Origin of the sequence: Curtobacterium sp. MCSS17_016 (assembly GCF_003234255.2) — a bacterium.
Taxonomy (GTDB): domain Bacteria; phylum Actinomycetota; class Actinomycetes; order Actinomycetales; family Microbacteriaceae; genus Curtobacterium; species Curtobacterium flaccumfaciens.
This window is the reverse complement of sequence record NZ_CP126254.1, coordinates 508,638-527,190: the sequence shown is the minus strand read 5'-3', so window position 1 is coordinate 527,190 and position 18,553 is coordinate 508,638. Positions and strand designations below refer to the sequence as shown.

At 70.8% G+C, this 18,553-nt stretch carries 16 protein-coding genes and 1 tRNA gene; 9 read left to right on the top strand and 8 right to left on the bottom strand.

What is annotated here, in order from left to right; translation table 11 throughout:
* Positions 1–763 precede the first annotated feature (763 nt).
* The 3 genes from mmsA to DEJ19_RS02645 all read left to right on the top strand — a co-directional run bounded on the left by mmsA (position 764) and on the right by DEJ19_RS02645 (position 4,741).
* A complete protein-coding gene (gene mmsA, locus DEJ19_RS02655) occupies positions 764–2,287 on the top strand; it encodes a multiple monosaccharide ABC transporter ATP-binding protein (RefSeq protein WP_111029829.1) in 1,524 nt (507 codons plus the stop codon).
* Positions 2,284–3,576, top strand: a complete 1,293-nt coding sequence (mmsB, locus tag DEJ19_RS02650; RefSeq protein ID WP_111099823.1) for a multiple monosaccharide ABC transporter permease — start codon at positions 2,284–2,286, stop codon at positions 3,574–3,576. Before mmsA ends, mmsB begins: the two co-directional genes overlap by 4 nt.
* Before the next feature lie 61 nt (positions 3,577–3,637).
* Positions 3,638–4,741 carry a substrate-binding domain-containing protein gene (locus DEJ19_RS02645; protein ID WP_110864942.1) on the top strand — a complete coding sequence of 368 codons (1,104 nt, stop codon included), beginning with the start codon at positions 3,638–3,640 and terminating at the stop codon, positions 4,739–4,741.
* A 177-nt stretch (positions 4,742–4,918) separates the two neighbouring features.
* On the opposite strand, the gene DEJ19_RS02640 is transcribed toward DEJ19_RS02645, so the two are convergent.
* From DEJ19_RS02640 to dcd, 3 genes are read right to left on the bottom strand one after another with little or no spacing between them, the layout of a single operon-like run.
* Entirely contained in the window at positions 4,919–5,266 is a 348-nt protein-coding gene (locus tag DEJ19_RS02640; protein ID WP_111094909.1) for a HepT-like ribonuclease domain-containing protein, read from the bottom strand.
* A complete protein-coding gene (locus tag DEJ19_RS02635; protein ID WP_071404927.1) occupies positions 5,263–5,778 on the bottom strand; it encodes a helix-turn-helix domain-containing protein in 516 nt (171 codons plus the stop codon). The genes DEJ19_RS02640 and DEJ19_RS02635 overlap by 4 nt, the downstream gene beginning before the upstream one ends.
* Before the next feature lie 54 nt (positions 5,779–5,832).
* Positions 5,833–6,420 carry a dCTP deaminase gene (gene dcd / locus DEJ19_RS02630; protein WP_071404926.1) on the bottom strand — a complete coding sequence of 196 codons (588 nt, stop codon included), beginning with the start codon at positions 6,418–6,420 and terminating at the stop codon, positions 5,833–5,835.
* A gap of 83 nt (positions 6,421–6,503) precedes the next feature.
* Here dcd and DEJ19_RS02625 point away from each other — a divergent pair, with 83 nt between their 5' ends.
* Complete coding sequence (locus tag DEJ19_RS02625) at positions 6,504–7,595, top strand: GNAT family N-acetyltransferase (RefSeq protein ID WP_181441516.1); 1,092 nt, start codon at positions 6,504–6,506, stop codon at positions 7,593–7,595.
* Positions 7,596–7,647: 52 nt separating this feature from the next.
* Positions 7,648–9,693, top strand: a complete 2,046-nt coding sequence (locus DEJ19_RS02620; RefSeq protein WP_111233127.1) for a bifunctional copper resistance protein CopD/cytochrome c oxidase assembly protein — start codon at positions 7,648–7,650, stop codon at positions 9,691–9,693.
* A 36-nt stretch (positions 9,694–9,729) separates the two neighbouring features.
* Here the strand turns inward: DEJ19_RS02620 and DEJ19_RS02615 are convergent, their stop codons facing one another.
* Together DEJ19_RS02615 and DEJ19_RS02610 are read right to left on the bottom strand one after the other, a co-directional pair.
* Positions 9,730–10,077: a hypothetical protein gene (locus tag DEJ19_RS02615; RefSeq protein ID WP_027464937.1), complete on the bottom strand. Its 348-nt coding sequence runs from the start codon at positions 10,075–10,077 to the stop codon at positions 9,730–9,732.
* Positions 10,067–11,176 carry a DUF6177 family protein gene (locus DEJ19_RS02610; RefSeq protein ID WP_111233126.1) on the bottom strand — a complete coding sequence of 370 codons (1,110 nt, stop codon included), beginning with the start codon at positions 11,174–11,176 and terminating at the stop codon, positions 10,067–10,069. Before DEJ19_RS02610 ends, DEJ19_RS02615 begins: the two co-directional genes overlap by 11 nt.
* 195 nt (positions 11,177–11,371) lie before the next feature.
* On the opposite strand from DEJ19_RS02610, the gene DEJ19_RS02605 reads away from it, so the two are divergent.
* The 4 genes from DEJ19_RS02605 (at position 11,372) to DEJ19_RS02590 (ending at position 15,138) form a co-directional block, all read left to right on the top strand.
* Positions 11,372–11,442: transfer RNA gene (locus DEJ19_RS02605), tRNA-Gly, on the top strand.
* A gap of 22 nt (positions 11,443–11,464) precedes the next feature.
* Positions 11,465–12,610: an FAD-dependent oxidoreductase gene (locus tag DEJ19_RS02600; protein WP_111233125.1), complete on the top strand. Its 1,146-nt coding sequence runs from the start codon at positions 11,465–11,467 to the stop codon at positions 12,608–12,610.
* A 175-nt stretch (positions 12,611–12,785) separates the two neighbouring features.
* Positions 12,786–13,865, top strand: coding sequence for a glycerate kinase (locus tag DEJ19_RS02595; protein ID WP_111233124.1), 1,080 nt, complete (start codon positions 12,786–12,788; stop codon positions 13,863–13,865).
* 226 nt (positions 13,866–14,091) lie between these two features.
* The gene (locus DEJ19_RS02590; RefSeq protein WP_111233123.1) at positions 14,092–15,138 is read left to right on the top strand and encodes an NAD(P)-dependent alcohol dehydrogenase; all 1,047 of its coding nucleotides are present in this window, start codon (positions 14,092–14,094) and stop codon (positions 15,136–15,138) included.
* A gap of 133 nt (positions 15,139–15,271) precedes the next feature.
* On the opposite strand, the gene DEJ19_RS02585 is transcribed toward DEJ19_RS02590, so the two are convergent.
* The 3 genes from DEJ19_RS02585 to DEJ19_RS02575 are packed head-to-tail and all read right to left on the bottom strand — an operon-like array spanning position 15,272 to position 18,519.
* Positions 15,272–16,708 carry a hypothetical protein gene (locus tag DEJ19_RS02585; RefSeq protein ID WP_111233122.1) on the bottom strand — a complete coding sequence of 479 codons (1,437 nt, stop codon included), beginning with the start codon at positions 16,706–16,708 and terminating at the stop codon, positions 15,272–15,274.
* A complete protein-coding gene (locus DEJ19_RS02580) occupies positions 16,698–17,519 on the bottom strand; it encodes a TIGR03943 family putative permease subunit (protein ID WP_110864952.1) in 822 nt (273 codons plus the stop codon). Before DEJ19_RS02580 ends, DEJ19_RS02585 begins: the two co-directional genes overlap by 11 nt.
* Positions 17,506–18,519 (bottom strand): permease, encoded by a 1,014-nt coding sequence (locus DEJ19_RS02575; protein WP_071246228.1) that lies wholly within the window; start codon positions 18,517–18,519, stop codon positions 17,506–17,508. The genes DEJ19_RS02580 and DEJ19_RS02575 overlap by 14 nt, the downstream gene beginning before the upstream one ends.
* Between the last annotated feature and the right edge of the window lie 34 nt (positions 18,520–18,553).

The following is an 18,553-nucleotide window of genomic DNA, read 5'->3' as shown; positions in this document are numbered from 1 at the left end:
ACCTGCCAGGAACGGGCATACCGGCCACGAAGTACTGCCCAGGCACGCCCGAAACGACCAGGCACGCCCGAAACGTCTCGGTACGCCCGGAACCAACCGGCCACCCCGGAGTACCTGCCACAAAACGGGCATGCCTGCCACGAAGTTCTGGCCAGGGACGCCCGAAACGAGCCGGTACACCCGGAACGACCAGGTACGCCCGAAACGTCCCGGTACGCCCGGAACCACCCGGCCGCCCCGCAGTACCTGCCACAAACGGGCATACCTGCCACGAACTTCCGACCAGGTACGCCCGAAAGCACCAGCCAAGCCCGCTCCGACAAGGCGAGCGCGGCTCCGGACGCGACCACGAGGCGGACGGGAGGCCCGTGGCGGGCCCGCCACGGGCCTCCCGTCCGCGCATGCGGATTCGCGCAACGAAACGCCCGTTCCCGAGCCCCCTGGCCCCAACCCGGGGGACGTTCCCTCCGGATCACGCACGCCGTTACGAAAACGCGACCAATCCGAATTGACAGCCGCACCGAGGCTGTGCGTAAATTGCCTCCGTCCAGCCGATGTGACCGTTCACATGAGCGTCACACCGAGCCGGATCCGGACGCGACAACGAAGTCCACACAGGCCCCCTGTGCTTTCGCTGCCGCAGCAGAACCACCCGAACACACTGCCGCACCGAAGCGGCAGAAGGAGATGCACTGTGGCGTCAACCCCGATCGACACCGGCCTCGAGACCCGGTCGATCACCGCACCCGAGACGATCCTCGAGATGCGCTCGATCACCAAGGAGTTCCCTGGTGTGAAGGCGCTGGCCGACGTCTCCCTCAGCGTCCGCGCCGGCGAGATCCACGCGATCTGCGGCGAGAACGGCGCCGGCAAGTCGACCCTGATGAAGGTCCTGTCGGGCGTCTACCCGTACGGCACCTACAGCGGCGAGATCGTCTACGAGGGCGAGGAAGTCCGCTTCTCGAACATCAAGCAGTCCGAGCAGGCCGGCATCGTCATCATCCACCAGGAGCTGGCGCTCGTCCCGGAGCTCTCGATCACCGAGAACCTGTTCCTGGGCAACGAGCCGAGCCGCGGTGGCGTCATCAACTGGACCGCCGCACAGCTCCGTGCGCAGGACCTGCTTGCCCGCGTCGGCCTGGCCGACGACCCGGACACGCAGATCAAGAACATCGGTGTCGGCAAGCAGCAGCTCGTCGAGATCGCGAAGGCCCTGCACAAGGACGTCAAGCTCCTGATCCTCGACGAGCCGACCGCCGCGCTCAACGAGAACGACTCGCAGCACCTGCTCGACCTGATCGTCGGGCTGAAGGCCAAGGGCATCGCGAGCATCATCATCAGCCACAAGCTCAACGAGATCGAGCAGATCGCGGACGAGATCACGATCATCCGCGACGGCAAGGCCATCGAGACGCTCAACGTCAAGGCGGACGGCGTCAACGAGGACCGCATCATCCGCGGCATGGTGGGCCGCTCGCTCGAGTCGCGCTTCCCCGACCGCACCCCGAAGATCGGCGAGACCTTCTTCGAGGTCCGCAACTGGACCGTGCAGCACCCGATCGACCCGTCGCGCCTGGTCTGCAAGGCGTCGAACTTCCACGTCCGCAAGGGCGAGATCGTCGGCTTCGCCGGCCTGATGGGTGCCGGACGCACCGAGCTGGCGATGAGCCTGTTCGGTCGCTCCTACGGCACCTGGCTCGACGGCCAGATCATCAAGGACGGCCGCGAGATCAAGGTCACGAACGTCCAGCAGGCGATCGAGAACGGCATCGGCTACGTCTCCGAGGACCGCAAGGCGCTCGGCCTGAACCTGCTCGACACCGTGAAGCGCTCGACGGTCGCCGCCGACCTGAAGAAGATCTCGAAGGCCGGTGTCGTCGACTCGCTCGAGGAGTACTCGGTCGCCGAGAAGTACCGCAAGATGCTCCGCACCAAGGTACCGAGCGTCGAGGACAACGTCGGCAAGCTCTCTGGTGGCAACCAGCAGAAGGTCGTCCTGTCCAAGTGGATGTTCACCGACCCGGACATCCTGATCCTCGACGAGCCCACCCGCGGCATCGACGTGGGTGCCAAGTTCGAGATCTACGGGATCATCCAGCAGCTCGCGGCCGAGGGGAAGGGCATCATCCTCATCTCGTCCGAGCTCCCCGAACTCCTCGGTCTCTCCGACCGGATCTACACCATCTTCGAGGGCCAGATCACCGCTGACCTCCCGGCCGACCAGGCCGATCCCGAATCGCTCATGCGCAGCATGACCTCCGCGCGGAAGGGCGCCACCGCCTCATGAACAACCTGAAACTGCTCTTCGGCAAGGGCAACAGCATCGGCCAGTACGGCATGATCATCGCCCTCATCGTGCTGCTGATCTTCTTCTCGATCACGACGAACGGGCTCATCCTCGAGCCGACCAACGTCATCAACCTGTTCCTGCAGTACTCCTACATCCTGATCCTGGCGCTCGGCATGGTCATGGTCATCATCGCGGGGCACATCGACCTGTCGGTGGGTTCGGTCGCAGCGGTCGTCGGCATCGTCGTGGCGCAGTCCATGGCCGTGTGGGACTTCCCGGTGTGGGCCGCCATCATCCTGGGTCTCGCGTGCGGCGCCCTGATCGGTGCGTGGCAGGGCTTCTGGGTCGCGTTCGTGAAGGTCCCGGCCTTCATCGTGACGCTGGCCGGTCAGCTCATCTTCCGTGGCGTGAACCAGATCATCGGCAACTCGACGTCCGTCCCCGTCCCGAACGGCTTCACCCCGATCGGCGCCGGCTTCCTCGGTGACTTCGGCCCCGACTTCGGCTTCAGCAACGGCACGCTGCTCATCGGGCTCGTCACGATCCTCGCGCTCATCATCATCGAGGCCCGCGGCCGCGCCCGCCGCCGGAAGATGCAGGCAGAGGTCCCGCCGCTGTGGGTCTCGATCGTCCGCACCGGCATCCTGGTCGCCGTCACGCTCGTCGCCACGTACCTGTTCGGTGCCGGCCCGGTCGGCACCTCGGTCCCGATCGTCGCGATCATCCTCGGTGTCCTGACCATCGTCTACGGCTTCGTCACGAAGAACACGATCTTCGGTCGCCAGGTCTACGCCGTCGGTGGCAACGCGAACGCCGCCGTCCTGTCCGGTGTCTCCGCGAAGAAGGTCAACTTCTTCGTCATGATGAACATGTCGGTCCTCGCCGCGATCGCCGGCATGGTGTTCGTCGCCTACTCCGGTGCCTCGGGCCCCGCGGACGGCACCGGCTGGGAGCTCGACGCGATCGCCGCCGTGTTCGTCGGTGGTGCAGCGGTCGCCGGTGGTGTCGGCACGATCTCCGGCTCGATCATCGGTGGTCTCGTGATGGCGCTGCTGTCGAACGGCCTGCAGCTGATGGGCCTCGAGTCCAACCAGGTGCAGATCATCCGCGGTCTCGTCCTGCTCGTCGCCGTCGCCTTCGACGTCTACTCGAAGTCGCAGGGACGCCCGTCGCTGATCGGCGGCATGATGCGGCAGTTCCAGCGGAAGGACACCGAGCAGAACACGGTGGCCGCCCAGCAGCCGCGGTCCATCGAGGACCAGCCGGACAAGATCACCCTCCCCTAGTCCCAACTCCCCACACCGGGGCCTCGGCCCCACACCTCCTCAACGAAGAGAAAGCAATCACATGCGCAAGAAGATCGTCGCCGGCCTCAGCCTGGCGCTCATCGCGGGCCTCGCCCTCAGCGGTTGCTCGGCACGCGGCTCGTCCGACGACGCCGGCAGCACCAGCACCATCAAGAAGGGCGACCTCATCGGCGTCGCCCTGCCGGCCAAGACCTCGCAGAACTGGGTCCTCGCGGGCGCCGCGTTCAAGAAGTCGATCGAGGACGCCGGCTTCAAGGCCGACATCCAGTACGCCAACGCCGGCAACCCGGTCCCCGACCAGCAGTCGCAGATCTCGGGCATGATCACCAAGGGCGCCAAGGCCGTCATCATCGGTGCCGCCGACGGTTCGCAGCTGACCGCGCAGGTCAAGTCCGCCAAGGACCGCGGCGCCGTCGTCATCGCCTGGGACCGCAACATCCTGAACACGAAGAACGTCGACTACTACGTGGCGTTCAACAACTTCAAGGTCGGCCAGCTCCAGGCCGAGGCGCTGCTCAAGGGCCTCGAGGAGAAGAAGGGCGACAAGCCGTACAACGTCGAGCTCTTCGCCGGTTCGCCGGACGACGCCAACGCGACCGTGTTCTTCAACGGTGCGATGGACGTCCTGCAGCCGAAGATCGACGACGGCACCATCAAGGTCGTCTCCGGTCAGACCACGTTCCAGAAGGTCGTCACGCAGGGCTGGCTCGCGCAGAAGGCCCAGTCGCGCATGACCGACCTGCTCTCGCAGTACTACACGGGTGACACCGAGCTCGACGGCGTCCTGTCGCCGAACGACACCCTCGCCCGTGCGATCCTCACCGCGACCAAGGCCGCCGGCAAGGACAACCCCGTCGTGACGGGCCAGGACTCGGAGACCGCGTCCATCCCGCTCATCATGCAGGGCACGCAGTACTCGACGATCTTCAAGGACACGTCGAAGGAGGCCCAGGCGGCCGTCGACCTCGTCTCCACGCTGTCGAAGGGCGACAAGCCCGACACGAAGATGGACAAGACGAACAACTACAACGGCAAGAAGACGGTCCCCGCGATCGAGCTCACGCCGGTCCTCGTCACCAAGGACAACGCCGTCGAGGCCTACAAGGGCAACGACACCCTCGAGGAGCTCGCCAAGAAGGGCTGATCTCCCCAGCACCACGGACGGCCCCGTCTCGCCTCGGCGAGACGGGGCCGTCCTGCGTCGTCCGGGGGCCGGCCACACGGCGGACGGGAGGCTCGGTGCACGTCGTGATCCGTGCCTCCAGTCCGCCGTGTGGTCCGCCCAGGGCACGTGGCCGCGCCCGGTCCGTGCCCGCGTCCGTCAGGGGTGGGCAGCGCGCAACCGGCGCGCGGCGTCGGCGAGGTGCGGGACGTCGGTGCGGGCGGTGCCGAACACCAGCGCGCGCGTCGTGTCGAAGTACCGCCGGGTCAGCCGCTCACCCAGGTCGGACACGCGCGACCATGGGATGCCGGGCTCGCTCGCGGTGACCCCGGCGGGGAGCACCCGGACCGCCTCACCGATCTCGACCAGGCGCATCCGGACCGCGTCGTGCACCAGGTCCTCGGGCAGCCGCTCGTCGTCGATGTAGCGCCGGATCGCGTCGCACGCCCGGATGACGTCGTCGAGGCGGTCGGCCACGGCACGGCGGATGCCGGGCTGCCCACTCACAGCGGCACCGCGGTCCGGACGACCCCGGGGCGCATGCCCGCGGCGTCGACGACGTCGACGCGGACTCCGAGCAACCGTTCGGCGGCGTCCTGGATGCGCATCAGCGCGAAGATGCCGAGCCCCGCGTCGACGTCGACCATCAGGTCGACGTCACTGTCCGGGCCGTCGTCACCCCGCGCGACGCTGCCGAAGATCCGGGGGTTCCGCCCGCCGAACCGCTGCACGATCTCGATGAGGTCCTGCCGGGCTGCGACCACGCGCTCGAGGAGCGGCGGGGGTTCCTCGACCGGCTGCAGGTCGATCGTCGTCGTGAAGCCCGCCGCGCGGAGCATCCGCTGCAGGGCTGCGAGCGACGGTTCGCGCCGACCGTTCTCGTAGGTGCTGATGACGCTCTGCGTGACGCCGGCGCGCTGGGCGAGCTGGACCTGGGTCAGTTCGGCGCGTTCACGGGCGTCGCGGATGAGCACCGCGGCCGACAGTGGCGGGGCGGACCGTGGGGGAACAGCGGACATGCTGCAACGATACACAGCATCCAACATTTCGTCCGCCGCCGGAGCGGCGCACGCTCAGCGGGGGTCGGAGACGTCCGCCCGGTGGAAGTTCTGCGCCGAGCGGGACGCGGTCGGGCCACGCTGGCCCTGGTAGCGGGACTGGTACTCGGCGGAACCGTAGGGCTTCTCGGCCGGGCTCGACAGCTGGAAGAAGCACAGCTGTCCGATCTTCATCCCCGGCCACAGCTTGATGGGCAGCGTCGCGACGTTCGACAGCTCGAGCGTCACGTGCCCGGAGAACCCGGGGTCGATGAAGCCCGCGGTCGAGTGGGTCAGGAGGCCGAGACGGCCGAGCGAGCTCTTGCCCTCGAGCCGAGCGGCGATGTCGTCGGGCAGCGTCACGACCTCGAACGTGGAGCCGAGGACGAACTCGCCCGGGTGCAGCACGAACGCCTCGTCCGGGTCGGTCTCGACCAGGCGGGTCAGGTCGGGCTGGTCCACCGCGGGGTCGATGTGCGGGTACTTGTGGTTGTCGAACAGCCGGAAGAACTTGTCGAGCCGGACGTCGATGCTCGACGGCTGCACGAGCGAGGCGTCGTACGGGTCGAGGCCGATCCGGCCTGCGGCGAGCTGGGCGGTGATGTCGCGGTCGGAGAGCAGCACGGACGAAGCCTAGCGGCAGCGGGCGTCGCGCCGGTATGCTGCCAGGCTGCCCACCGCTCGGGCGGGCGGCGTTCGGAGCAGCGATGACCACGTACACCGTCGACGAGATCACGGTGCCCGCCACCATGGACGACGACCCGGCGACCGTCGCGACCTTCGCCGAGTGGCTCGCGGTGTCCGACGGCGCCGAAGCCGCCGTGCACGGGCTGCACGAGTTGGCCTGGACACCGGAGGAGTACCTGCCGCTGTGCCGCGAGCCGGGCGCCCCGAGCCGGCTCGTCGTCGCCCGAGACGACCGCGGCACCGTGGTCGGTGCGGGCTCGTACGACACGAAGCAGGAGCCCGGCACCACCAACTGCTGGCTGTCGGTCGGCGTCGACCTCGAGCACCAGCGCCGCGGTGTCGGGACGCTGCTCGCCGACCACCTGGAGTCGATCGCCCGCGCCGACGGCCGGACGCAGTGGAAGACGTACGCCGTCTCGCGGCAGGTCGGGCCCGCATCCGGGCCCGGGTACGTGCAGGCCCCGACGGGGTTCGGCGCCGTCCCGGAGGACGAGGCGGGGGTGCGGTTCCTGACCGCCCGCGGCTGGCACTTCGGCCAGGTGAACCGGATCAGCCGGCTCCCGCTGCCCGCCGACGCATCCGTGGTGAGCGGACTGCACGAGCGGGCGTCTGCTGCCGCCGGGCCGGAGTACCGCGTGCGCGCCTGGACCGGTCGCACGCCGGAGCAGTGGCTCGACGGCATCGCCCTGCTCGAGACCCGGATGAGCACCGACGCGCCCGCCGGGGACATGGAGGAGCCCGAGGACGTCTGGACCGCCGAACGGCTCCGGGAGCACGAGGACGAGCTCGCCCGGGCACCGCGCACCCTGCTCACCGTGGCCGTCGAGCACGTGCCGACGACCACCCTGGCCGGTTTCACGCAGCTGTCCGTGCCGGACGACCCCGCACGGCCGGCACAGCAGTGGGACACCCTGGTGCTCCGCGAGCACCGCGGCCACCGGCTCGGATGGCTCCTGAAGGCGGTCGGGATCCAGGAGCTCGAGCGGCAGTTCCCGGGGCGCCCGTCGGTCATCACGTTCAACGCGGAGGAGAACCGCCACATGCTCGACGTGAACGAGGCCGTCGGGTTCGTCGGCGTCGGCTGCGAGGGCATCTGGGAACGGCGGGTCTGAGCGCGCATCCGAGGGGCCGCCGTCCAGCCGGCACGCCTACGATTGGACGGTCATGACCGTCACGTCACCCGAAACCCAGCCCACGGGGTCAGCGCCGGACGCCGCCCCCACCACCGGGCGCTCGTCCACCGTCGCGACGGTCCTCGTCATCGCGATCCCGCTGGCCGTCGCGTGCTCGATCCTCGGGCTGACGATCACCGGTGCCTTCAGCGCGAGTCAGCAGCTGGTGTCCGCCGGCGAGGTCGTCGAGTACGGCCTGCCGATCGCCCGCGTCGTGCACGACACGATGGCGGCGCTGACCATCGGGCTCCTCATCGTCGCGGCGTTCGCGCTGCCCGCGCAGAAGAAGGACCACGGCGCCCTGTCCAGCGTGCAGCACCGTGCGACCCGGTGGGCTGCAGCGACCGGCGCCGTCTGGTTCCTGGCCGCCGCGGTGAGCATCGTCCTGACCGGCGCGAACACCCTCGGTGTCCCGCTCACCAGCCCGGTGTTCGCCCGCAACTTCATGCTCTTCGCGTTCCAGGTCGAGATCGGCCAGGCGCTCGTGGTGTCGGCTGCCGCGATCCTCGTCGCCACGGTGGTCGCCGCCTTCGCCACCCGGGTGACGAGCCTGGCGTTCGCCACCGTGATCGGCCTGTTCGCCCTGCTCCCCCTGGCCCTGTCCGGCCACGCGGCCGGGTCGCTCGAGCACGCGAACGCGGTGAACTCGCTCGCGATCCACCTGGTCGGGGTGTGCGTGTGGGCCGGTGGCCTGGTCGCCGTGGTCCTGCTCCGCACCCGCACCAAGGGCGCGACCGGACGCGTGATCGCCCGGTACTCGACGCTCGCCGGCTGGTCGTTCGGGGCCGTGGCGTTCTCCGGCATCGTCAACGCGTCGCTCCGCCTGACCGGCCCGCTCGACCTGTTCACGACGACGTACGGCTGGCTGATCACCGTCAAGGCGCTCATCCTCGTGCTGCTCGGCATCGCGGGGATCGTGCAGCGCCGGAAGCTCGTGCCCGGCCTGCTCCGCGCCCCGCTCGACCGCCGCCTGTTCACCCGGTTCGCCCTGGCCGAGATCGTGTTCATGGCCGTGGCCATCGGTGTCTCGGTCGCCGTGTCCCGCTCGCAGCCGCCGATCCCGCAGACCCCGGCGACGGGCGAGGACACCCGCTCCGGCCTGATCGGGTTCCCGTTCCCGCCGGCACAGACCACGCAGACGTACCTGACCCAGTGGCACATCGACTGGGTGTGGCTCGGCCTGGCCGTCGTCGGGGCCGTCTGGTACCTGCTGGTGGTGCGCAAGCTCCGGAAGCGCGGCGACGCCTGGCCCGTCGGGCGCACCATCGCCTGGCTGATCGGCTGCGCCCTGTTCATCTGGACCACGTCGGCCGGCCCCGCCGTGTACGGCATGATCCACTTCTCGTCGCACATGCTCCAGCACATGCTGCTGATGATGTTCGTCCCGCTGCCGCTCGTGCTCGGCGGCCCGGTGCTGCTCGCGCTCCGCACCTTGCCGGTCCGGAACGACGGCTCACGCGGCGCCCGCGAGTGGCTCATGCTCTTCGTGCACTCCCGCTGGATGCAGTTCCTCGGCAAGCCCGCCGTCGCGGGCATCATCTTCGCCGGCTCCCTCGTGGTGTTCTACTTCACGCCGGCGTACCAGGCCGCGATGCAGTCGCACGAGTGGCACGTCGCGATGATCATCCACTTCGTCCTGAGCGGCTACCTGTTCTTCTGGGTCTTCGTCGGCGTCGACCCGGGCCCCCAGCGCCCGCCGTACCCGATGCTCATCATCACCCTGCTGGCCACCCTGGCATTCCACGCGTTCTTCGGCGTCGCGGTCATGACGTCGCAGTCGGTGTTCGCGATCGACTGGTTCCACGCACTGGGCCAGACGAACGACGCCGCACTGCTCGACGACCAGCACACCGGCGGCGGCATAGCCTGGGGCGCTTCGGAGCTCCCGATGGTGTTCGTGGCCCTGCTCGTCGTCCGGAACTGGATGCGCTCGGACAAGCGCGACGCGAAGCGCCTCGACCGCAAGGCCGACCGCGACGGTGACGCCGACCTGAAGGCGTACAACGAGCGCCTGGCGGCGATGAGCAAGCGGGACTGACCCACAGCACCGGCCACACGGCGGGCGCGGCCCCGGTCAGTCCCCGTGGACGATGCAGACCGCGTCCAGGTCCATCGCGGCCTCGAGCGCGGCCGAGATCCCCGATTCGCCGTCGGGGCCGGCGGGCGTCACGGTGTCGACCCACCAGAGCGGCGTCGCCAGGGTCGGGGCATCCGGCAGGATCCGCTCGACCTCGTCGAAGGAGTCCACCCGGCGCACGCCGAGCACGGTGATCACCGGGTGGGTGGCGTCACGGCAGACCTGCATCATCGGGCCGTCGTCGAGCGCCCGGACACCCCAGGTCTCGTCGTGCAGCAGGAGCGCCTCCGCCACCTCGCGCGTCTCCACCGGCTGGCGGCAGAGGATGGTGACGTCACGCGGCACCCTGACCGCCCACCATCCGGTCGTCGCGGACGTGTCCGTCGAGCGTGCCCTCGTCGTGCGCGGGGTCGAGCGGTGCGCCGCCGACCAGCTGCAGGAAGCGGTCCTCGTCGATGCGGTCGAGGAACGACTCGAGCGCTTCCCAGCCGTCCTCGAAGCGGACGATCATGCCGCCGTCGTCAGCCGCGTCGGCATCCGGACGGGCGGCCGAGCCGGAGCCGGCTGCGAAGGTCGCGGTCGTGGTGCGCGGTGGCGGCCAGACGCCGTCGCGGTCCAGGAAGCCGGCGGCCTCGGGGCCCACGACGACGGCGAGCGGCGACGGTTCGCCGTGCGAGACGGCCCGCACCAGGTGGTCGGCGTCGCCGCGGCGCTGCATGACGACGCCGAACACGGGGACGACCTGGTCGGCGACCCGCTGCACGGCGTCGAACATCCGGTTCGCCAGCCCCGGGTCGGTGTTCTCCTCGGGCACGGTGAGCACGGCGGACATCGTCTCGACGACGACCCCGCCGACCAGGTGCGCGGTCATCGTCGCGGAGAACCCCTCGCCGACGGCGTACGAGGTCGAGATGCCGGGTGCCTCGTGCTTCGCGTACTGCGTGACGACCCAGCGGTCCCACGGCACGGTGAGCGGTTCGGCAGTGCCCCACCGGGTCGGGCAGGTGCCGACGGTGTGGCACAGCGCCTCGATCGCGGAGCCCATGTCGACCGCACGGCCGGGGTGGTGGCGGAGGGTCAGGTCGATGCTGATCTGTCGCACCGAGTCGGCCGAGACGGGGTGCTCGGGCGACGGGGTGCCCAGGAGTTCGGGGCCGCGGTGCACGAAGTCCTCGATGTCCGATGCGGCGACGCCGGTCCGGCCGTCACGCAGCGTGCCGTCGAAGTCGGACACCGCCCACGCGGCGCCGTACGCGCCGAGCGCGTGCCGGAGTGCCGGGGTGATCGCCGCGGCCCGGCCGGTGCGGAGCACGACCGTCCGTCCGGCGTCCGCCGACCGACGGAGCAGCGAGGCGAGCGCGTCCGTCAGCCACACGACGGGCGAGGCGGACTCGACCACGATCGCCGAGCCGACCACGTCGTCGATGAGGGGATGCCTGACCATCCGGGTCCTCCTCGGTTCGGGGCTGGAACTCCCTGGACGGTACACACGGGGGCGACACCTGTCCGTCAGGCTCGCACCCTCACAGCGGAGACTCGGGAGGCGCGACACGCGCCCGCGAGACGGCGTACGGTGCGCGGTCGGCTGGCTTCCAGGCGAGAATCCGCTAGGCTTGCCGAGTCCCGTTCTGCGGGGCGCGCGAGTGTAGTTCAATGGTAGAACTCCAGCTTCCCAAGCTGGTAGCGCGGGTTCGATTCCCGTCACTCGCTCCGTCGGACGTACGCTCGCCGCATGTCCTCCTCCTCCTCCGGTTCCCCCGAACACACCGCACCCGTGGTCGTCATCGGTGCCGGAGTCGTCGGCGCCGCGACCGCGTACGCCCTCACCGCCCGCGGCGAGCGCGTCCTGCTCGTGGAACAGCACGCTCGCGGCCACCACCTCGGTTCCTCGCACGGTGCGACCCGGATCTTCCGGCAGGGCTACGCCGACCCGGAGTACGTCGCGCTGACCACCCGCGCACTGGCGCTGTGGGAAGTGCTCGAGGCCGCTGCCGGCGAAGAGCTCATCGTCCGCACGGGTGCCGTCGACCACGGTCGGCCCGAGGTCGTCGACGCGATCGCCGCGGCCCTCGCCGACGCGGACATCCCCCACGAGTCGCTCACACCGGAGCAGGCGGCAGCACGTTGGCCCGGCATCGCGTTCGAGGGGCACGTGCTGACCCATCCCTCGGCCGGGCGCATCCGCTCCGACCGGACGATCGAGGTGTTCCTCACGCTGGCCGAAGCGACCGGTCTCGCCGACCTGCGGTTCGACACGCGGGTCACCGGGCTCGAGGACCACGGTGACGACGTCACCGTGACGCTGTCCGACGGCAGCGCCGTCCGCACCGCGTCCGTGGTGGCCGCGGTGGGCTCGTGGGCCCCCACGCTGGTCGGCGAGCTGCTCGCCGGACGCGGGGCGGGCCTCCCGGCCATCCGCGTCACCCAGGAGCAGCCGGCCCACTTCCCCAGCCACCTGCCGGACGCGGCCTGGCCGAGCTTCGTGCACTGGGCCGACGGCGACGACGTGTACGGGCTGCTGACGCCGGGCGAAGGCGTCAAGGTCGGGTTCCACGGCACGGGGCCGGTCGTCGACCCGGACCACCGGGACTTCGTGCCCGTGCCGGCCGAGGCCGAGCGGCTGCAGGCGTACGTCGCGCGGTACGTGCCGGGGGTCGACGCGACGAAGCCGACGTTCATCAGCTGCCTGTACGACAACTCCCCCGACGAGGACTTCGTCATCGACCGGGTCGGGCCGCTGACCGTGGCGACGGGGTTCTCCGGGCACGGCTTCAAGTTCGCGCCGCTGCTCGGCGAGATGCTCGCGGACCTCGCGACTGGCGGCGTGCCGCACCCGCGTTTCGCCCTGCCGGAGCCGGTGCCCGCGCCCCCGCTCTGACGCGAGCGCGCGGTCGTTCGCGAGACGCCGGCGTGTTCGTTCGACGCCGTCATGTCGTCGAGACGCCGCCGAATCTGGAGGCGTCTCGCGGACGACGCGGCGTCCTGCGCACACGCCGGCGTCTCACACCCGCGCACACGCCGTCGTCTGGCGACCGGCCGCTACGGTGGGGACCGTGCGCATCATCGTGGCTCCGGACTCGTTCAAGGGCACCGCGACGGCGGCGTCGATCGCTGCGGCGGTCCGTGCCGGCTGGCTGACCGAACGCCCCGACGACGACGTGGTGCTCGTCCCGATGGCCGACGGCGGCGAGGGCACGCTCGACGCCTTCGAGTCCGCCGTCCCCGGGGCCGCCCGGGTCCCCGTCACCGTGACCGGGCCGGCCGGGACACCGGTCGACACCCACTGGCTGCGGCTGCCCGACGGCCGCGCGGTGGTGGAGCTCGCGGCGACGAGCGGCCTCCCCCTGCTCGACGCAGCGATGCCGGACACGGCGACGAGCCGCGGGTTCGGCGAGGCGATCGCCGCCGCGCTCGATGCCGGTGCCACGGGGCTCGTGCTCGGCATCGGGGGCAGCGCGTCCACCGACGGCGGGCGTCCGGTGCTCGAGGCGCTCGGACTCGACAGCGACGGAGCCGGCACCGACGGCCTCCGGGCACTCCCCCCGCTCGGCGTCACCGTGCTCACCGACGTGACCTCTCCGCTGCTCGGTCCGACCGGTGCCGCCGCCGTCTTCGGCCCACAGAAGGGCATCACGCCCGACCGTGTGGCGTCCTTCGACGACCGGCTCGCCACCTGGGCCGCACGCTTCCCCGACGTCGACCCGGACACCCCGGGCGCCGGAGCCGCCGGCGGTGTCGGGTTCGGCCTGCTGGTGTGGGGCGCCACGCTCGCCGGTGGGGCCGCGGCGGTCGCCGAGGTCCTCGGGCTGCCGGCGCTGCTCGAGGGGTGCAACGTGAACGGGGCCGGTGGAGCGAACGGGGCCGACGTCGTGATCAGCGGCGAAGGGTGCTTCGACGGGCAGAGCGCCGTCGGCAAGGTGCCCTCGGTGGTCCGCGACCTGACCGCGGCGCACGCTCCCGGAGCCCGCTCGATGCTCGTCGCCGGCGCGATCGAGGCCCCGCTCGACGACTACGCAGCCGCCGCGTCGCTCACCGTGCTCGCGACGCAGACCACCGGCGAGCCCGACGACGCCCTCGCCGACCCGCTGCGCTTCGCCACGATCGCCGGGCAGCGGTTGGCCCGGCTCGCCTGAGCGAGCAGAACGCCGCGAGCACCGCCGCGATCACCGACGCGAGCACCGCGGCGGCGCAGTACCGTGGCGGCGCAGTGCCCGCGCCGACGCGCCGCGCAGCCGCCACGACGCGCCCGTCCGCGCGCACAGGGGTGTCCTGGTTGTACCTCCCACCCGGCCGCGGCTGCGCGCACACTGGTTCCGGGCCGGAACCGGCCCGCAACGCACCACCCCCACGAGGAGATCATTGCGCACCGTCAACGCGTACGCGGCACCGTCAGCGACCGAGCCGCTCGTCAAGACCACCATCACCCGTCGGGACGTCGGCCCGGACGACGTCGCGATCGACATCGCCTACGCCGGCATCTGCCACTCGGACATCCACACCGTCCGCGGTGAGTGGGGCCCCATCCAGTACCCGCAGGTCGTCGGCCACGAGATCGTCGGCCACGTCACCGAGGTCGGCGAGAACGTCACCAAGCACAAGGTCGGCGACCGCGTCGGCGTCGGCTGCATGGTGAACTCGTGCGGCGAGTGCGAGAACTGCGTCGCCGGCCAGGAGCAGTACTGCCTCAAGGGCAACATCGGCACCTACGCCAGCGTCGACCCGGCCGACGGCTCGATCACCCAGGGCGGCTACTCGCAGGCCGTCGTGGTGAACGAGGGCTTCGTCCTCCGTGTCCCCGAGTCGCTCGACATCGAGAAGGTCGCGCCGCTGCTCTGCGCCGGCATCACGACCTACTCGCCGCTGCACCACTGGAACGCCGGCCCCGGCACCAAGGTCGCCGTCGTCGGCATGGGCGGGCTCGGCCACATGGCCGTCAAGATCGCCGTCGCGCTCGGCGCCGAGGTCACCGTCCTGTCGCAGACCACCTCGAAGCAGGAGGACTCGCTCCGCTACGGCGCGAAGGCCCACTACGCGACGAAGGACCCGGAGACGTTCGAGAAGCTCGCGAACTCCTTCGAGCTGATCATCAACACCGTCTCGGCGAAGATCCCGATGGGCGCCTACCTCGGCCTGCTCAAGGTCGACGGCACGCTCGTCAACGTGGGCGCTCCGTCCGAGCCGCTCGAGGTGCCGGCCTTCGCGCTCATCCCGCGTCGGCTCAGCTGGGCGGGTTCCGCCATCGGCGGCATCCAAGAGACCCAGGAGATGCTCGACTTCTGCGCCGAGCACGGGATCCTCCCGGAGACCGAGCTCATCAGCGCCGACCAGATCAACGAGGCCTACGAGCGCGTGCTGTCCTCGGACGTCCGCTACCGCTTCGTGATCGACACGGCCACGCTGGCGTAGTCGTCACCACCTGACAGGCGGAAGGCCCGTTGCCGGCTGGCACCGCCCTCCCTCGCAGGCTCGGTCGGCGCGCCCCGCGCAACGCTTCGCGTTGCCACGGAGCGGGGCGCGCCCGTCTGTCGTCTCGGTTCCGTCAGCCGACCTCGTCACCGGACGGCAGCGCGCCGCACCAGTCGACGGAGCCCGCGTCGATGCTCGCCTCGAGCGCGCCGGAGGCCGCGTCGACGATGCTCACGAGCTCGCCGGTCGCCGACTTCGTCGCGACCGCGACGAACTGACTGTTCGGGGACGGGCAGACCGCGGTGACGCTCGCGTCGTCCGGGATCGTCACGGGCAGCCGGGAGGCCCGTCCCCCGTCCACACGCACGATCCGTGCCGCGATGGTGCCGTCCGACCGCACGTCCCCCAGCACCCGCAGGTACGTGTCGTCGGACAGCTGGGCGATGCGGCCGAGGACGGCCGCATCGGTGCTCGCAGCGGGTGCCTGCAGCGCCGACTTCGACCCATCGGTCAGGTCCAGCCGCTCGATGCCGGTGCCCGTCTCGACGACGGCCGTGGTGCCGGTACCGACGAAGCCGTGCAGGTAGGTGGCGCTGCCGAGCCGGACCGGGTCGGCACGCCCGCTCATGTCGACGAGCACCAGGTCGTCGCTGCCCGTCCGGACCAGTGCGCTCTCGGTGCGCGGCACGTAGGCCCACTGCCCGACCGTCATCGGCACGGCGCCCGTCTTCGGCTTGCCGTTCGCCGCGATCGCCGTGGGCATGTGGGTGCCCGTCATGTCGACCACGTACAGGCCGGTGTTCCGGGACTGCCCGGTCGAGGTGTCGGCGTACTCGAACCCGAACGAGGCCCCGTCGTCGGCGACGTGGAGCGCCGTGACGCGGCCCTCGGCGGTCGGCAGGGTGAGGTGTTCGACGGGGGCATCGGCGTCCTGCACGCCACCGCTCAGCGCCACGATGTCCACGGACGAGCTGGCGTCCGTGCCGCTCACGACCACCAGGGAGCGGCCGAGCCGGGCGTACTCGGAGATCGCGGTGCCCTCGTAGACGGTGGTGGCGCCGCCCGCGTCGAGGGATCGCCGGACGATGCGGTCCTTCGCCCCGGCCTGCCCCGGCACGAGTGCGAGCACGTCGGTGCTGCCGGTGCGGATCGCCGCGGTCAGGTCGGACGTGGCGCGCTGCCCGGGTGCCCGGACGTCCGCGACCGTCACGGTGTACTCGCGGTCGTAGGCCAGGGGTCCGGCGAACTCGACGGCGATGGTGTTGCCGCTCGAGGTCACGGTGTGCGCCGCAGCCGGGCTGACCCGGACGTCGGCGGCGGCGACCTTCTGCAGCGCCTGGTTCGCCGTCAGGATCACCCGCTGGGCCGGACGGGTGACGAGACCGGTCGCGTCGTAGGACACGTCGCGGAGCCGCGGGCCCTGCTGCGAGCCGACGACCGCGGCGAGCGCGGCGACCACGGCGAGGACCACCACGACGGCGACGTACCGGCGGTGGAAGCGGTGTGCGACGGGGCAGCGCTCGCGGCGCTGGTCTCCGTGGTGCTGGTCTCCGCGGCGCTCAGAACTCATACGGGTCCTCGGGCTGCGCGATGTCGGTGATCTTCGCGGCCTTGACGACGATGCGGGCGTCGGCGGACTGGTCCGGGTTGGCGGCCAGGGCTCCGCGGACGGTGACCCACTGGCCCTCGTCGGGGACGGTCCCGGTGCCGGCGCCGTCGCCGGTCACGACGCCGAGGCCCACCGGTTGCGCGTCCACGGCGCAGCAGCTGATCACGAAGCGGGTGAGGGTGAAGGACCCGTCGTCGCCCGGCACCACGAAGCCGGTCAGTTCGACCTGCTTGCCGACCAGGGCCGTGGTGTCCGTGGTCTGTCGGATCAGCGCGGCCCAGTCCTTGACGCCGTACTCCGAGGTGTCGACGCCCTCGCTGCCGAGCAGCTGCACCGCGGACTCCGAGCCGGTGGCGTTGGACAGGGTCGCGGAGTCCACGCTCCGCTGCTGGGCGGTGCGGGCGGACAAGGTCGTCGGGGGCAGGACGAGCATCGCGACGGTGACGCCGATCGTGACGACGGCGGCGGCTCCGCCGAGGGCGAGGCGGACGGCGCGACGGCGGCCTCCCGTCCGCTGCTGCTGGTGCAGATCGAGGTCGTCCTCGTCGTCGCCGTGGGTGTGGCCGTGACCCCGGGCGATGACGACGAGTGCGGCGATCGACGCGGGCACCCCGACGGCGGCGAGTACCACCGTGAACACCGAGTACCGCGGGTTGATGTACAGGTCGAGGTGCCCGACCAGCGCGAGCCACAGCGTGCAGAGGGCCGCGGCCAGCACCGACCCGAGACCGAGGTACGCGGCCGCGTTGCTGCGTGCATCAGACGAGGACATTCATCACCAACCCGACGGCTCCGGCGAACAGGACGCACACGACGGACAGCAGCACCAGGAAGCGGACCCGGAACGTCGTGCGCAGCAGGGCGATCATCTTGACGTCGATGATCGGCCCAATGATCAGGAAGGCCGTGATCGACCCGGGCAGGAACGTCGACGCGAAGGACAGCGCGAAGAAGGCGTCGACGTTCGAGCAGAGCGACACCGTCATCGCCAGGAGCATCATCGCCGCGACGGACAGCACCGGGTTCGAGCCGACGGCCACCAGGGTCGATCGGGGCACGGCAACCTGGATCGCCGCGGCGAGGCCGGCACCGACGAACAGCGCCGGCATCATCGTCGCCGTCTCGCCGCCGAACTGCGCGGCGCTCTGCCGCCAGCGGTGCAGGCCGCGGGGCGCTCCGACGGCCGCACGGCACCGGGCCTCGAAGGCGGGGAGCAGCAGGTCGGCCGGACGGCGGTGCGCGGCGACGATCCAGCCGACGAGGTTCGCGATGACGAACCCGCCGACGATGCGCACCGGCAGGATCCACCCGGACCAGCCGAACGCCTGCGCGGTGCTGATGATGACGAGCGGGTTGAGGATCGGGGCCGCGACGAGGAACGTGACGGCCTCGGCCGGCGTGAACCCGCGCATCATCAGGCCACGGGCGAGCGGGACGTTGCCGCACTCGCACACCGGGAAGAGCATGCCGATCAGGGAGATCACGGCGCGACGACCGAAGGCGTTCTGCGGCAGGACCTTCTCGAGCGCGCCGACCGGCACCCAGACCTCGACGACGATCGACAGCACGATGCCGAGCACCACGAACGGCAGGGACTCGACGACGACGCTGATCGCCAGTGTGAGGAAGTCCTGCACGACGTCCGGCAGCCCGGTCGACCCGATGCTCGGGGAGAACAGCCGGATGCCCAGAAGGACGACGACGGCGAGCAGCACCAGGCCGGGGCCGGTGAGGCTCCGGGTGCGCTGCGGCGGCCGCGTGGTCGTCGTCACCGGGACAGGATAGGTGACGCCTCCTGCCCGGGGC

Bases quoted from the DNA above. Each gene is read 5' to 3' on its own strand.
- mmsA (WP_111029829.1), top strand. From the start codon at position 764: ATGCGCTCGATCACCAAGGAGTTCCCTGGTGTGAAGGCGCTGGCCGAC.
- mmsB (WP_111099823.1), top strand. From the start codon at position 2,284: ATGAACAACCTGAAACTGCTCTTCGGCAAGGGCAACAGCATCGGCCAG.
- DEJ19_RS02645 (WP_110864942.1), top strand. From the start codon at position 3,638: ATGCGCAAGAAGATCGTCGCCGGCCTCAGCCTGGCGCTCATCGCGGGC.
- DEJ19_RS02635 (WP_071404927.1), bottom strand. From the start codon at position 5,778: ATGTCCGCTGTTCCCCCACGGTCCGCCCCGCCACTGTCGGCCGCGGTG.
- DEJ19_RS02625 (WP_181441516.1), top strand. From the start codon at position 6,504: ATGACCACGTACACCGTCGACGAGATCACGGTGCCCGCCACCATGGAC.
- DEJ19_RS02620 (WP_111233127.1), top strand. From the start codon at position 7,648: ATGACCGTCACGTCACCCGAAACCCAGCCCACGGGGTCAGCGCCGGAC.
- DEJ19_RS02610 (WP_111233126.1), bottom strand. From the start codon at position 11,176: ATGGTCAGGCATCCCCTCATCGACGACGTGGTCGGCTCGGCGATCGTG.
- DEJ19_RS02600 (WP_111233125.1), top strand. From the start codon at position 11,465: ATGTCCTCCTCCTCCTCCGGTTCCCCCGAACACACCGCACCCGTGGTC.
- DEJ19_RS02585 (WP_111233122.1), bottom strand. From the start codon at position 16,708: ATGAGTTCTGAGCGCCGCGGAGACCAGCACCACGGAGACCAGCGCCGC.
- DEJ19_RS02580 (WP_110864952.1), bottom strand. From the start codon at position 17,519: ATGTCCTCGTCTGATGCACGCAGCAACGCGGCCGCGTACCTCGGTCTC.